The organism is Streptomyces sp. NBC_00654 (assembly GCF_026341775.1).
GTDB lineage: Bacteria > Actinomycetota > Actinomycetes > Streptomycetales > Streptomycetaceae > Streptomyces.
In genome coordinates this window covers 3,727,804-3,741,360 of sequence record NZ_JAPEOB010000001.1, presented here as the reverse complement: position 1 = coordinate 3,741,360, position 13,557 = coordinate 3,727,804, and the positions used below count along the sequence as shown (strand labels likewise).

Genomic DNA, 13,557 nt, shown 5'->3' with positions numbered 1-13,557 from the left:
TCAAGCGGTGTTGGTTTTGCGCGTTCGATCGTCATGGACCAACTCCAGCAGGTGCTCGGGTGGCAAGAAGGGCCATGGCGAGGTTGGACGAAATTACCGGCTTGCCGAACCGGTGCTCCAGTTCGGCGACTGCTGGCAGGGTGTGCCACCCGGTGCAAGACAGGACTATCGCGCCGGCAGCCTCGACGGCGGCCTCCGGCAGCTGCTCCACCAGGGCAAGGATCTGGCCCGGGGGGACTTCAGGGTAGCCATCGGTCAGGCCCAGACTCGCGTGGGCCAAGACCTCCATACCGGCCTCGGTCAGCGCCGCAGCTTCCGCTTCGGTCACCGGAGTGGGGTAGGGCGTGACGAGAACCACACGTGCCACGGCCGCGTCGGTCAGGGCCCGCAGGAGGGCGTCGAAGGCGGTGACCACTCCGCTCGGCAGTGGCGGGCCGTCGGTGAAGCCCGCCGACGTGCACGCCAGCATCACCGTGTCGAGCGGGATGTGCGACAACGAGTCCAGCGCATGAACCGATGCCTCGCGCAGTCCGTGCCAGAAGGAGGTGTCGATCGCCGTCGTCCTGGATGCGGGCACGAGCCGTGCGTGGTGGAAGACCGTGTGGCGCAGGCCGAGGCGGGGCAACTCGGTCTCCACTGCCACGTTGGCCCAGGGCAGCAGCATGCCCGCACGGACGGTGCCTTCCGCGGCCGCGTCCAGAGCAGCCAGTTTCGCGAGTGTCCCGTCAGGCAGCGGATGCAACACGTTCCCCAAAGATCATGCGTGGCGAATGACCGGTGACCACCAGATCTCCGGTAGTCCCCAGGGGCACTCGCGCGCTGCGCTCGATGACCTGGATGGAGTACGAGCCCAATCGCCGCCAATAGGTACCCTCCTCGCTGATGAAGTAGGAGTGCAGTCCCGGCACGCGCAGGCCGGTCGGGTAGACCCGCTCTTTCATCGGCTGATCCCAGGTGAAGTCGATGTCCGCCTTCCACGACGCGAAGTGCTCGGCCGACGGCAGCGGCTCCGGCTCGCTGAGCGAAGCAAGCGGGGTACCGGGGAAGGCTCTCGCCAGGCGTACGTTCGTCCGGTGGCACAGCAGGCCGGCGTCGAGTATCCCGGCCAAGCCTCGAAGGTTCGCCACGTGAGTGTTGTGAGTCTCCCCGGGGAGACCGTAGATCAGGTTCAGGCCGGGGAGGAGCATCGGCAGACCACCGGGGCCGCGGGCTGCGCCTGCCTCGTTCACATGCCCGATGGCACGCATCAGAATTTCGGGCGTGCAGGTGAGGGTGTTGCGCTCGATAACGGCCGGGTCGAAGCTCTCGATACCCATCGGCGCGCAGTTGCCCTCGGTGCAGAAGTCCGCCACCAGCTTCGCGATGCGTAACCCGACGGGCGCGGCCACGGCGAGGGGGTCCGCGTTGTCGATGTGGAGCACCTCCAGTTCGGGGCAGCACTCGCGGATGCCGCTGAGCAGGGCGCGAATCGCGGTCTCGTCCCGATGACGGTAGGAGAAGAAGCAGGTCTGTTGGCCGAGGCGGAAGTTCCGGATGCCGGCCGCGTAGAGCTGGGCGGTCTCGGCCACGACGTCGTCAACTTCGCGGAAGGCGACGAGAGGCGATTTCGTCGGTTCGTTGCAGAAGTCACAGAACTTGCGTCGAGTGCAGCCGCGGTACAGCTCCAGCTCGGCGATCGGACGCCAGGGCATCTGCTCGACGAGGCCGGTGAACGAGTCGCGTTCGGTGCGCATCTGCTCATAGTCGGCCGGGCGTCGGCTGCCAAGCAGAAGGTCACCGGACGTCACGGTATGGGTATGGACAGCGTCGAACAGCCCCGCGTACTCCGCAGGCGTGGCTAGGGCGTAGGCGGACAGCGGGCCGAGCAGGTAGCGACGGCCGCGCGTGCAGGCGAGTGCGCGAGCGATCTCCTCGAACGATCCATTCACGGCGTGCAGGTGGACGGACGGGACCGCGTCTCCGGCGATGACGATCACGATCGCAGCATCTCGCAGGAGCTGAATGGCGGTGTCCCGGTTGACGGTGGTCGAGTAAGTGAGCCGATCGCTTTGGGGCGGTTCGACGGTGGGCTTGCCTCCGGCCAGGCACCATCGGACATCGTCGATGGTCACGTACCGGACCTCCGCCTCCGGACGGGCCTGTCGCAGTGTCGGCAACGGCCGAATTTGAGGCCAGTTTGGGCGGTTGAATTGTGGGCCGTTTTGCGGTCTTGGTTGGTTGTCAGTCGTTGTCGGTGGGGGTGGGGACGCGGCCGAGTTTTCGTCCTCGCATGCGGTAGGACTCGCCTTTGAGGGAGTGGACCTCTGCGTGGTGGACGAGCCGGTCGATCATGGCGGCGGCCACGGTCTCGTCGCCGAAGACTTCTCCCCAGCGTCCGAAGGGCTTGTTGCTCGTGACGATCACACTCGCTCTCTCGTAGCGGTTGGCGATCAGCTGGAAGAAGAGGTTGGCCGCTTCGGCTTCGAAGGGGATGTATCCCACCTCGTCGATCACGATCAGCGGGTAGCGGCCGAGTTTGACCAGTTCTTCCTGGAGTTGCCCGGAGCGGCGGGCTGCGGCGAGGCGGTCCACCCATTGGGAAGCGGTGGCGAAGGCCACGCGGTGTCCGCTCTGGCAGGCCCGGACGGCGAGGCCGGTGGCGATGTGGGTCTTGCCGGTTCCGGGCGGGCCGAGGAAGACCACATTCTCTTTGCCCGTTATGAAGTCCAGTGTGCCCAGATGCGCGAGCTGTTGTCGCGTCAGACCGCGCAGATGGGCGACATCGAGTTCCTCGATGGTCTTGATCGCGGGGAAGTGGGCAGCCCGGGTGCGGCCCTCGCCGCCGTGGCTGTCGCGGGCGGACACCTCGCGTTGCAGGCAGGCGACCAGGTATTCGGTGTGGGTCCAGGACTCGGCGCGGGCGCGTTCGGCCAGACGTTCGGCGGCGTCCAGCAGGGTGGGTGCCTTCATCGCGCGGGCGAGAAATGCCAGGTCCGAGGCAGTCTGATGGCCGGTGGGCGCTGTTTTGTCCGCGGTTTTCGCCGGGCCTGGCCGGGAGCCGGCCGCTGGGGTGCGGGGCATCAGGTGTCCGCCTCCTCTTTCCCGCCGCCGCCCTCAATGAGGGTGAACATCCGGTCGTAGGTGTCCAGTTCGCGCTGTTCGACTTCGACGCCGAGGTTGTTCGGTGCCAGGGCGGCAGTATGGGCGGTGGCCGCTCGGGCGGCCTGCTGATGCCAGACCTCTCCGCGCAGGAGGCGGGCCGCCTCGGCGTGCTCGGGGTCGGTGAGCGTCTGGTGGCGGGCCCAGCAGCGCGGGTGCCGCGCCACCGTCTCCGTCCCGGCACCGGCGCTGGGGGTATCGGTGAGGGTGACCGTGATGTCCTCGTTGTCCGCACGGACCAGGACGCGGTGACCGATCGCCCGGGGGTGGACGGAATAGTCGCAGGTATCGACCCGGATGTAGTGGTCACGGCCGATGCGGGTCTGAAAGCGCCACCAGTGGGGCGGGGCGACCGGCGGGACCGGGAGCATCTGGGCCCGGTCGGACTCCCAGCGGTCCGTCGGCCGAGCGGCGATTGCACGATGGGTCCTGCGGTTGGCGATCTGCAGCCAGCCGGTGAGCTGGGTGTTGAAATCGTCGGGGCCACTGAACGTCCGCCCGGGCAGGAAACTCGTCTCCAGGTAACCATTCGCGCGTTCCACCAGGCCCTTGGCCTCCGGGTCACGGGGCCGGCACAAGTGGACCTTCACCGCGAGCAGCCCCGCGAACGCCGCGAACTCGGAAGTCAGCTTTCCTCTGCCGATGCCTGCCTCATTGTCCCAGACAAGCGTCCTGGGGACTGCTTGCCAGCCGTCGGCCAGCAGCCGCCAGTGACCGTCGATCAGGTCGCCGGTCTGCCGGGAGGGCAGCATCCGGGCGGTGATCATCCGTGAGTAGCCCGAGACGATGACCAGGACCGGCGGGCGTCCACTCTGGCCGTAGCCGAGGGGGATATCCACCGGCGGAAACCACAAGTCGCACTGCGCGAGCTCACCGGGCTGATAGACCGTCCGCGATACCGGATCCACCGGCAGATACACCGGCCGCAGCTCACGCACCCGGTCCCGCAGGATCGTCAGCCCGCGTTCCCAGCCGATTCGCTCCGCGATCACAGTCACGGGCATGGTCGGGGTCTGCCGCAGCAGCTCCCGGACCGCAGGTTCCACCGCGTCCACCGCAGACCCCTTCGCCGCCCGCCGGTACTGCGGGGGCCGGTCCGAAGCAAGAGCCCGTAGCACCGTGTTCCGTGAAATCCCCAGCTGTCGGGCAACAGCCCGCGCGGACAGTCCTTGAGCCCGGTGCAACCGGCGGATCTCAGCCCAGTCCTCCACAAGGATCACCCTCTCTTCCTCCCGCTCCAGAGACCCTGAAGCCAGAATGATCAAGAGATCGCAGAGTGGCTCACTTTTCATCCGCCGTCCGTGGTATCCATTTCACCCGTTGCCGACACGCAGTGCACACCAGGCGTTTCGGACGTAGGTCGACAGGTAGGGCGGTACGCCGAGGCCACTCGGCTCGACGGTGAAGCAGTCCAGGATCACTACAGGCTGCATATGGGTCTCCCTCCAGCGCTGGGGGTTTCGGCGGTGTTCCAGCGGCGTCCTCGCCGGGAAGGGCCGCGAGCCCCAGAGCGCATTCATTGTCGGCGCTAGCAGGGCTCGGGAGGAGAGGGCAACAGGGTTGTCCGGTTGTACGGGGGTTGCATCTCTCTCGCGCTGTGTCGGAAGGCTGGGACGCAGGGTGATCGGCAAGGCATCATCTACACATGAGCAGTTCAAAGGCGAGCAGTGAGGACAACGCCGCGTTCGCGGCGGTGCTCACGGAGGCCGGTTATTCACACGCCGCTTTGGCTCGCAAGGTCAACGAACTGGGTGCGCTGCAGGGCGTGGTGTCCCGCTACGACAAGGCATCGGTGACCCGATGGCTACAGGGCATGACCCCGCGAGGCCGCGCCCCGGAATTCATTGCCGCTGCCCTGGCAGGGTTCTTAGGCCGATCCATTTCCCCCGTTGACATCGGTTTCACAGATCAGCACCAGAGACCTGTGGTCGCAAGGGCCTTGACGTACCGTGAAGATGTGGGTGAAACACTTCATACGCTCGCCGAGCTCGGTTCGACCGATATCTCGCGACGCAGTCTCCTCGGCGCGGTTCCGTACGTCGCGACGGCTCTTTTGGACCCTCAACGGCATTGGTTGCTTTGGCTCCTGGAGGACGAGCAAGCCTCCCGGCTCGCTGTAGTGGCCGGCGGCGGCCCCGTCGAGCAGGTCCAGGCGATGATCGAGATGTTCGACGAGATGGACAATCGCTTCGGCGGTGGTGGTGTACGGGCGAGCATCGTGCACTATCTGAGCACCGAACTCGCACCCATGCTGCAGCAGCGCAACCTTTCCTCGGGCCAGCGCAGACTCCTGTACACCTCGGCTGCCAAGTTGGGGGCAATGGCTGGTTGGTGCTCGTACGACGCCGCCGACTACGGGCTCGCGGAGCGCTACATGATCCAGGCGCTGAGGCTGTGTGCCGAGGGCGGAGACCGCGTGCTCGGCGGGCAGATCCTGGCCGGCATGTCGCACCTCGCCACCAGCCTCGGCAACCCCGCCGAAGGCGTCTCGCTAGCGAGAGCGGGTATCGCGACAGCCAAGTCGGTGGGCAGCCCGCTCGGGCTCATGCGCTTGTACGCCATGGCCGCCCGCGGGTACTCCGCCCTGGGCGACTCCCAGCGCGCGACGGCATCCCTCCTGGAGGCCCACAAGAACCTGGAGGTCAGCCGGGGCCCCGCCGAGGAGTCGCCGTGGGTTCGCTTCCTGGACCACCACTATCTGGAAGCCGAGGCGGCCCTGGTCCACCGCGACCTCGGCGAAGCCGCAGAGGCCGAGCACCTCGCCCGGGCGTCAGTCGAGGCGAACGGCGACCGCCGCCGCCGGCAGGCCATCAGCCGCTCGGTGCTCGCGACGGCGTTCCTTCAGCAGAACAGGTTGGACGAGGCGGTCGACACTGCGAGCAACGCCGTGGACCTGCTCGCCGGAGTGCACAGCGAACGGTCCGTCCAGGCTCTGCGCGACTTCCGTGCACGTCTTACTCCTCACCAAGGCGAGTCCATCGTCCGCGACTTCGAACGAAAGGCCCGGCCGATTCTCGGTACAGCGGCCTGAAGCTCCCGGTCAGTATCCTTCGGGCGTCGGCGCGTTCTGGCCCTTGTCGACGGGCAGGTTGATCCCGGTCACCGCTCGCGACTGGTCCGAGAGCAGGAAGGCGATCGCGTCTGCCACCTCCTCCGGCCGCACCAGTTCTCTCCCAGGGAACTCCGTTCGGAATCGGTCGAAGGCCGACGGGTCCTCCCGGCGCATCCGGTCCCAGCGCTTTCCGGGGATGAGCATCGATCCGGGCGAGACCGCGTTCACGCGAATGCCATCCGTAGCCAGCTCCCTGGCCAAGGACGACACCATGTGGATCTGGGCCGCCTTCGCCGAGCCGTACTGAGCCTGCGGGCCGGGCTTCCACCCGGAGACCGAGGCCACGACGACGATCGACCCGCCACCGGCCGCTCGCAGGTGCGGGGTGGCCACCGCGATCAGCCGGACGACATGGCCAACGTTCAACTCCCAGGTCGCCGCCCAGTCCTCCGCTGTCGCCTCGGTGATTCCCCTCCCTCGCGCACCGCCCGCACACGCGACAACCCCGTCCAACCCTCCCAGCGCTGAGGCGGCCTCCTCGACAAACCGCTCCAGCAGTTCCGGCGCGGAGACGTCCAGAGTCCGGGTGAATAGAGCAGTCGGCACATCGAGCGAACTGCGCAGCGCTTCCAACGGCTCGGGCTTCCGGGCACACGTCGCCACCCGCGCCCCTTCGGACAGGAGCAAGCGCACGATGTGTTCTCCCAGCCCTCTGGAGCCTCCCGTCACCACAATGCGGCGGCCCGCGAACTGTCCAGTCGCCGCCCGCTGCCCACCGGTATGTCCTGCATCAGTCATCTGCGCAACCCTTCACCAACCGTGCCAACCCGCGTGGTCGAAGACATCCTCCATGCACCCTTCTTACCGGGCCGCCGGGGCGGTTCTCTTATGGACGTACCCGGTCTGGGACCAACCGTGCGGCGACAATCGGCGAGCGATGGCCCTACGGAGCCGGGTGACCGCACGAACTCCCTCATCCCACCGACGAAGCCGAGGCCAGCGATGTGCCAGAGCATCACCGCCCCCAGGGCTCCTGACTGGATGGACGTCAAGCACGACTCGAAGTGGAACCCTGCCACCGCCACCGCCACCGCCACCGCCACCGTCGCGGCTGCGGCTGCGGCTGCGGCTGCGGCTGCGGCTGCGACGGAGCCGGGGCCACTGGCATCACGTGCCTTTGAGGTGGTGATGAGTCCGGATCCGGTTCGCGTCCCGGAGATACGGCACGTCACCGCAGCGGTCATGCGGAGCTGGGCTGTACCCACTCCCCTGGCGCAGGATGTGGGACTCGTCGTATCCGAACTCGTCACGAACGCGATCGAGCACGGCCTCGGAACTGTCTGCCTGCGGGTGTGGCAAGACCCGGGTGAACTCCACGTCGAGGTCGCCGACGACAACCCGGCCCCCGCCCGTCTTCGTACCGCCGGCGACGAAGAGGAATCCGGCCGCGGACTGTTCTTGGTCGCCGATCTCGCTCAGGGCTGGGGCGTGAGGGACGGCGGTCGAACCACTTGGGCTTCGTTGCGGGCCCCTTCGGAGCAGCCCTGATGGGCGCCGTCAGCATGGGCGTCACCGCCGAGCAGCGCCGGCGGCTGATCACTTCCGAGGACGTGGCGATGCGCGGGCTCGCCCACGCCTTATCCCTCTCCCTCACTGCCGAAGGCATCAGCGATGAGCTGATCGCGACTGTGGAGGAAGTCCTCCGGGACCGGCCGAGCACCGTGGCTGACGGCGGCGGTCAGTGGCTCGACGGTGTGTTGGTCCGCTTCGGGCTTCCCCTGCCCCGGCGGCGGCCCCCTGCAGTCGAGCCGCTGAGCGCCGAGGACACGGCGCGGATCACTCACCGCTTCCGACGGGCCACGCACCAGCTCCTGCAAGTTGCCCCGTACCGGGTCGCGGTGTTTCCCACCGAGGAGCTGTGCCACCTGCTCGCCCTGCGCGACGAACGTCCGGCCCCCGATGAGGCGCTTTCGTACCTGCGCCGGTACGCCCTGGCGATCGTCACTCTCCTCAACCTGATGGGAGATGACAACTGACGCCCATCGCAGACGCCGGGACGCCCCAATACTCCGGAGGTCTGCCCTGCGCCGTCACGACGCGGTCCGTCCGTCCCCCCTTCGGTCGGCCGAGGCGCCTCCGGACGGAATCCTCACCACATCGTCCGTCTCAGTGGCACGCGTACTCGTGGACGGTCCCCGGCCCTGTGCCTACGACGACTGCCGACATGTCAGTCATGAGAAGGAGTTGAGTAGTGATCGCTTCACCTGTCGCGAAGATCGTCCTCGCGCCTCGAGAGCGGGAGGTCCTTGAGGGGCTGGCCGCAGGCGACACGCTTGCCGAAGTCGCCGTGGGCCTCGATATCCGCAAGACCACCGCTGCGGGCTACCTCCTTCTCGCGAAGAACAAGCTGTACGGCGCGAGCGATACCGCCGCTGCGGTCGCCGTCGGCTTCGCCGTCGAGGCCATCACTCAACCTCCTTTGCTGGACCCGGTGGAGTGGCACCTGCTGCGCGAGCAGCGGGCCCTCGTAGCGTTCATCGCGCGGGGCCTTGGCCCCGCGCAGATGGCCAGGGAGCAGAACCGTCCGGTCACCGATGTACGTGCGGACGGCCGGGAACTCCTGAAGAGCCTGCAGGCCCGGAACCGGCCGCATCTGATCACCCGCGCGTGGCAGTTCCAGATCCTCACCGCGGCCCAGGTGACTTCATGGCTTCGCTGACCGACTCGGTGCCAGACAAGGTCGAGGTTCTGGCCGTCGTCGAGACGGCGCTCGCCTGGGATCTGAGTGGCTCTGATCTGCCACCTGCCGACGTCACGCTTGGCATGGTCGAGCAGTTGACCACGTACGGCCGGGTCGTCGCCATCGTCCTACGCACTATGTGTCTGAGCCTCCCCGCCGAGTCGGAGGCCCGGTTGGGTGCCCAGGCCACGCTCGGTGAGGCGGGCCGGCGCCTCTATCTCTCGCCGCCGGAAGTCACGCGGCTGGCGGCGGCGCGCCGCGCGCGGAACGTGGCCCGCCTCGTCCAGGGTCTGCTCCGCGCTACCCACCAGGTCAGCGCCGAGCAGCGGTCGGCACCGAACTCCACTCCGCAGCAAGCCCCTACGAAAGGCACCTTGGGATGAAGTCCTCACACTCCGTTCTCGTCGCCGCCGTGGTCGGAGCCGCCGGGCTCGTTCTGTCCGAGCGGCAGAACCGACGGCGGCTCGCGCTCCAGGCCGCGGAAATGCACCAGACGTGGACCGCCGAGTTGGCCACGGACCCCGAGCTGCGCGCGCTCTGGGCCCCGCCCGGCGGAGAACTGCCAGACGAGGTGCACAAGAACCTTCTTCACGCCAACCGGCTGGTCAGCTTCCTGGCCGCCAAGTTCCGGGCAGGGCTTCTTGACAGGCACTCGCTACGGGTTCAGGCGCAGTGGCTCATGGAACGCGAGATCGCCCGGACCTACTGGCGGACGTTCGTCGGCTTCCGTGAGGACGAAGCGATCGACCGGACAGACCGCACGTTCAACGCCATCCTGTCCGCCGAGTACGCCTCCGCTGTCGGCAAGGACCCAGTCGCCGCCTGAATCCCCAGGACTGGGGCCTCCTCCCGGACATGCGGACCGCCGCGCCCGTGCACGGCGGACCCCGACCCGGTCTTCGGTGGAGGAGGTGACGCCGAGACACCGCGCCCTGGCCGCACCCCGTGGAAGCACATGCGGCCGGCCCACGCACCGCCCGCCCGTCGTCGGCGACAGGCGGGTGCACCACCCGGCAACCGGACCTGGAACAAGGCTCGGGGCCGGAAGAAGCGTGTGGGGAGGACTCCCCGTCGTCGGGCTCCTCCCCACGCGCGAAGCTCCCGCCGCGCGTCCCACGGACAACCGTGCGGCGCTCCCTCACAAGCCCGCATGCCTCTTGCCAATCGTCGGCCGTCTCGGCGGTCGGCCAACTGACCCCGGAACCGTCCGGCGCTATGGAGTAAAGACACGATGAAACGCCTCCCCCGCATTGAGCAGTACGGCCTGATCGGCGACATGCAGACCAGCGCGCATGTGTGTGACGACGGCTCGATCGACTGGCTGTGCCTGCCCCGCTTCGACTCTGCGGCCGTCTTCGCCGCTCTTCTCGGCACGGAGCAGCATGGATCCTGGCGGATATGTCCTACGCCCGTCACGGAGGGCGTCCCCGGCGTGGTCGCTCGACGTGGATACCGGGGCGACTCCCTCGTCCTGGAGTCCCAATGGCGCACGCCGACCGGGACGGTTCGGGTGGTCGACTTCATGCCGCCTCGTGACGGGGCGCCACAGATGATCCGGATCGTCGAAGGGACGGTCGGCGAAGTGCCGATGATCTCTGCCCTGTGTCCTCGGCCGGGCTATGGCCGTGTCAGCCCGTGGATCCACGGGCTGGGCGGGCGCGTGATCGCCGAGGCGGGCGCGGACGCCCTGTGGCTCGACTCCTCTGCCCCGCAGGTGGAGAAGGACGGGTCGATCGTCAGCTCGTTCACGGTCGCCGCGGGCGAGAGTGTGGCGTTCGTTCTCAGCTGGTGCCCGTCCCACGCGGCACCGCCGGAGATCCCGGACCCGGACGCCGCTCTGGCGGACACCCTCGGGTTCTGGAGTGACTGGACGGGCCAGTGCACTTATGAAGGGCCGTACCGCGAGGCCGTCGTGCGTTCCCTGATCACGCTGAAGGCGATGACCTACGCCCCGAGCGGCGGGATCGTCGCGGCGCCGACCACTTCCCTGCCTGAGGAGATCGGCGGCGGCCGGAACTGGGACTACCGGTACACCTGGCTGCGCGATGCCTCCGCGACTCTGGCCGCACTGCTGGGAACCGGGTACCGGCAGGAGGCCGAGGCTTGGCGGCGGTGGCTGCTGCGGGCGGTCGCCGGTGATCCGGAGAACCTGCAGATCATGTACGGGATCACCGGGGAGCGTTATCTGCCCGAGCGGGAGCTGCCGTGGCTGCCGGGGTATGAAGAATCGGCCCCGGTGAGGGTCGGCAACGGTGCCGCGGACCAGCTGCAGCTCGACGTGTACGGCGAGGTGATCGAGACTCTCCACCTCGCGCACCAGGGCGGGGTTGCTCACTGCGGCGACACGGCGGTCCTGCACCGACGGCTCGTGGAGCACCTGGAGGAGTGCTGGCAGGAACCGGACGAGGGGATCTGGGAGATCCGGGGGGAGCGCCGGCACTTCGTGCACTCCAAGGTGATGGCGTGGGTCGCGGTCGACCGGACGATACGGCTGGCCGAAGCCGGCGCCCTCGACGTCGACCTGTTCGCCCTGATCGAGCTGCGCGAGGCAATCCACCATGAGGTCTGCGTCAAGGGCTTCGACCCGGTGCGCAACACCTTTACCCAGTCCTACGGCTCGAAGGAGCTGGACGCCTCCCTGCTACTGATTCCCCGGGTGGGTTTTCTCCCTGCCGACGACCCGCGCGTCGTCGGCACCGTGGACGCGGTCCGTCGGGAACTGTCCACGTCCGACGGACTCGTCCGCCGGTACCCCACTGCCGGGGATCGGGCCGGAGTCGACGGCCTCGCCGGTGACGAGGGCACGTTCCTGCTCTGTGCCTTCTGGATGGTCGACGCGCTCGCTCTGACCGGCCGCCGGGCCGAGGCCCGATCGTTTTTCGGCCGCCTCCTCGCCCTTCCCAACGACCTCGGTCTTCTCGCTGAGGAGTACGACCCGGTGGCTGGACGACAGCTCGGCAACTTCCCCCAGGCATTCAGCCATATGGGGCTGGTCCAGAGCGCTCTGCTCCTGCAACAGCTCTCGGACACGCCCTCCCGCGACTCAAAAGCCACAACGGCGACAAGCACCCGCTGTGACGGAAGCGCCCACGCCGCGGATGCCCCGCGCGCAGATCAGAGCACCACCGTGGCCGCGCTGACCGGGCAGTTGGGCCCGGCCCCGACCAGCGAGCAGTTTGTGCACGCGCGGCGTGAGACGGATGACCGGTGCGCCGAGGCCCTCAAGGAAGCGGGCAAGAGCTTCGCAGACACGGGTGCAGACCAGTGAGCCCTCTCGACAATCCGGTCAAGCCGGAGACGGCCCTCCCCTCTCCCGGGCCTGCGGCTCTCTGCGTATACGAGATGCGGCCCCTGCTCACCGACGCCCAGAGGGCAGAGGCCGGCGCCCTGGTCGAGGACCGCCGCAGCTGGCTCGCGGGCAGAGGGGTGCCCCTCCCTGGATCCTTCGAAGGTGTCCCGGCCCTCTTCCGTGAAGAGCGGCACCAGTCCGTCGGCCTGTTCGAGGACGACGCCCTGCTCGGCTGCCTGATCCTCGACCGGGAAGCGGACCTCGGGCATTGGGGCAGGCATGGTGCCCGCCGCAGCCTGTTCCTCGGCCACGTCCACACCCTCCCGGAACGCCCGGACAACATCGTTCGGCTGATCACTCTCTGGGCGTCCGACTACGCAGCCCGCTACAACATTCCTTACGTTCGCGCCGAAGTTCCCGCCGGTCACGGCCCCCGCGTGGCTACCGCGGAAAGCCTCCTTTCCAACCTGCAGGACATGGGCTGGGAGCACTGCGGAACAGGTACCGGGACGAATGGCGAGCCGGTGACCCGGCTCGAACTGCGTGCCGACCCGCATCTCCGGCTCACACCCCTCATCCTCTGCACCGTTCCTTTCCCTGCCCAGGCTCTGTCCGGGCACGACCGGAGCACATCATGACGGCCACAGCCCCTCTCCGCCCCGACCTCGCCGACGACTTGATCGCACGCTACGAGCAGGCCACCGAACGGTGGGCTCGGCTCGTCCGCAACCAGCTCGACGCCATCCACATCGGGCAGAGCCGCCACGCCGACCACGCCAACGCGGCCGTCCTGAAGCGCATCCTGGCCGACCACGACTGGCCGGGCCTCCAGCTCGTCGGCCCCGATGCCGCCCAGGCCGCATGGCGTATCGCCCTGCACGCCGACCATGCCCCGGACTTCCAACGCACCGCCGCACAACTGCTCGACCGCGCCGTCCAAGCCGATGATGCGCCCGTCCAGCAGTGGGCCCACCTCCATGACCGCGCCCTCGTCAACAGCGGGCAGGCCCAGGAGTTCGGCACGCAGTACCGCACCGGCCCCGGCGGCCTGGAACCGTACCCGGTGCGCGAGCCGGCCTTACTCGACGACCGACGAGCAAGCGTGGGCCTCCAACCCGCCGCCACCGCGCTGCACGCCCTGCGGCAACGCCTTGCCTCAGCCCCCGGCCATGGCGACACAACCGGCGACATAGTCGTCCCCGCGAGGAGTGCCGTCCCTGTGGAGCGCCGTCTCTGGCAGCTGAAGCCGCGTCGCCACATCAGACCGGTTCCGGAAGCGACACCCGATCAGGTATCTGCGGGCGAACTGCGGGCGGTGGGGCAGTGAGGCACTCCGCC

At 68.2% G+C, this 13,557-nt stretch carries 14 protein-coding genes; 9 read left to right on the top strand and 5 right to left on the bottom strand.

The window, feature by feature from the left end; genetic code table 11:
* Positions 1–31: 31 nt before the first annotated feature.
* The 4 genes from OHA98_RS16100 to istA all read right to left on the bottom strand — a co-directional run bounded on the left by OHA98_RS16100 (position 32) and on the right by istA (position 4,358).
* A complete protein-coding gene (locus tag OHA98_RS16100) occupies positions 32–745 on the bottom strand; it encodes a hypothetical protein (RefSeq protein WP_266926382.1) in 714 nt (237 codons plus the stop codon).
* Entirely contained in the window at positions 726–2,111 is a 1,386-nt protein-coding gene (locus OHA98_RS16095) for a radical SAM protein (RefSeq protein ID WP_266926380.1), read from the bottom strand. The genes OHA98_RS16100 and OHA98_RS16095 overlap by 20 nt, the downstream gene beginning before the upstream one ends.
* Positions 2,112–2,220: 109 nt before the next feature.
* Positions 2,221–3,060: an IS21-like element helper ATPase IstB gene (istB, locus tag OHA98_RS16090; RefSeq protein WP_266922050.1), complete on the bottom strand. Its 840-nt coding sequence runs from the start codon at positions 3,058–3,060 to the stop codon at positions 2,221–2,223.
* A complete protein-coding gene (gene istA, locus OHA98_RS16085; RefSeq protein ID WP_266922051.1) occupies positions 3,060–4,358 on the bottom strand; it encodes an IS21 family transposase in 1,299 nt (432 codons plus the stop codon). The genes istB and istA overlap by 1 nt, the downstream gene beginning before the upstream one ends.
* 425 nt (positions 4,359–4,783) lie before the next feature.
* On the opposite strand from istA, the gene OHA98_RS16080 reads away from it, so the two are divergent.
* Complete coding sequence (locus OHA98_RS16080) at positions 4,784–6,169, top strand: hypothetical protein (protein ID WP_266926379.1); 1,386 nt, start codon at positions 4,784–4,786, stop codon at positions 6,167–6,169.
* Between the two features lie 9 nt (positions 6,170–6,178).
* Here the strand turns inward: OHA98_RS16080 and OHA98_RS16075 are convergent, their stop codons facing one another.
* Positions 6,179–6,988 (bottom strand): SDR family NAD(P)-dependent oxidoreductase, encoded by an 810-nt coding sequence (locus OHA98_RS16075; RefSeq protein WP_266926377.1) that lies wholly within the window; start codon positions 6,986–6,988, stop codon positions 6,179–6,181.
* 243 nt (positions 6,989–7,231) lie between these two features.
* Here OHA98_RS16075 and OHA98_RS16070 point away from each other — a divergent pair, with 243 nt between their 5' ends.
* The 8 genes from OHA98_RS16070 (at position 7,232) to OHA98_RS16035 (ending at position 13,546) form a co-directional block, all read left to right on the top strand.
* On the top strand, positions 7,232–7,738 hold the full coding sequence (locus OHA98_RS16070) for an ATP-binding protein (protein ID WP_266926376.1): 507 nt from the start codon (positions 7,232–7,234) through the stop codon (positions 7,736–7,738).
* Entirely contained in the window at positions 7,738–8,226 is a 489-nt protein-coding gene (locus OHA98_RS16065; protein WP_266926375.1) for a hypothetical protein, read from the top strand. The genes OHA98_RS16070 and OHA98_RS16065 overlap by 1 nt, the downstream gene beginning before the upstream one ends.
* A gap of 215 nt (positions 8,227–8,441) precedes the next feature.
* Entirely contained in the window at positions 8,442–8,909 is a 468-nt protein-coding gene (locus OHA98_RS16060; RefSeq protein WP_266926374.1) for a LuxR C-terminal-related transcriptional regulator, read from the top strand.
* Positions 8,897–9,313 (top strand): DUF6415 family natural product biosynthesis protein, encoded by a 417-nt coding sequence (locus OHA98_RS16055; RefSeq protein ID WP_266926372.1) that lies wholly within the window; start codon positions 8,897–8,899, stop codon positions 9,311–9,313. The genes OHA98_RS16060 and OHA98_RS16055 overlap by 13 nt, the downstream gene beginning before the upstream one ends.
* Positions 9,310–9,756, top strand: a complete 447-nt coding sequence (locus tag OHA98_RS16050) for a DUF6082 family protein (protein WP_266926370.1) — start codon at positions 9,310–9,312, stop codon at positions 9,754–9,756. The genes OHA98_RS16055 and OHA98_RS16050 overlap by 4 nt, the downstream gene beginning before the upstream one ends.
* Before the next feature lie 405 nt (positions 9,757–10,161).
* Entirely contained in the window at positions 10,162–12,198 is a 2,037-nt protein-coding gene (locus OHA98_RS16045) for a glycoside hydrolase family 15 protein (protein WP_266926368.1), read from the top strand.
* A complete protein-coding gene (locus OHA98_RS16040) occupies positions 12,195–12,857 on the top strand; it encodes a hypothetical protein (RefSeq protein WP_266926366.1) in 663 nt (220 codons plus the stop codon). Before OHA98_RS16045 ends, OHA98_RS16040 begins: the two co-directional genes overlap by 4 nt.
* The gene (locus OHA98_RS16035) at positions 12,854–13,546 is read left to right on the top strand and encodes a DUF6624 domain-containing protein (RefSeq protein WP_323179560.1); all 693 of its coding nucleotides are present in this window, start codon (positions 12,854–12,856) and stop codon (positions 13,544–13,546) included. The genes OHA98_RS16040 and OHA98_RS16035 overlap by 4 nt, the downstream gene beginning before the upstream one ends.
* Positions 13,547–13,557 lie beyond the last annotated feature (11 nt).

Bases quoted from the DNA above. Each gene is read 5' to 3' on its own strand.
- istB (WP_266922050.1), bottom strand. From the start codon at position 3,060: ATGCCCCGCACCCCAGCGGCCGGCTCCCGGCCAGGCCCGGCGAAAACC.
- OHA98_RS16080 (WP_266926379.1), top strand. From the start codon at position 4,784: ATGAGCAGTTCAAAGGCGAGCAGTGAGGACAACGCCGCGTTCGCGGCG.
- OHA98_RS16075 (WP_266926377.1), bottom strand. From the start codon at position 6,988: ATGACTGATGCAGGACATACCGGTGGGCAGCGGGCGGCGACTGGACAG.
- OHA98_RS16070 (WP_266926376.1), top strand. From the start codon at position 7,232: ATGGACGTCAAGCACGACTCGAAGTGGAACCCTGCCACCGCCACCGCC.
- OHA98_RS16065 (WP_266926375.1), top strand. From the start codon at position 7,738: ATGGGCGCCGTCAGCATGGGCGTCACCGCCGAGCAGCGCCGGCGGCTG.
- OHA98_RS16055 (WP_266926372.1), top strand. From the start codon at position 8,897: ATGGCTTCGCTGACCGACTCGGTGCCAGACAAGGTCGAGGTTCTGGCC.
- OHA98_RS16050 (WP_266926370.1), top strand. From the start codon at position 9,310: ATGAAGTCCTCACACTCCGTTCTCGTCGCCGCCGTGGTCGGAGCCGCC.
- OHA98_RS16045 (WP_266926368.1), top strand. From the start codon at position 10,162: ATGAAACGCCTCCCCCGCATTGAGCAGTACGGCCTGATCGGCGACATG.
- OHA98_RS16035 (WP_323179560.1), top strand. From the start codon at position 12,854: ATGACGGCCACAGCCCCTCTCCGCCCCGACCTCGCCGACGACTTGATC.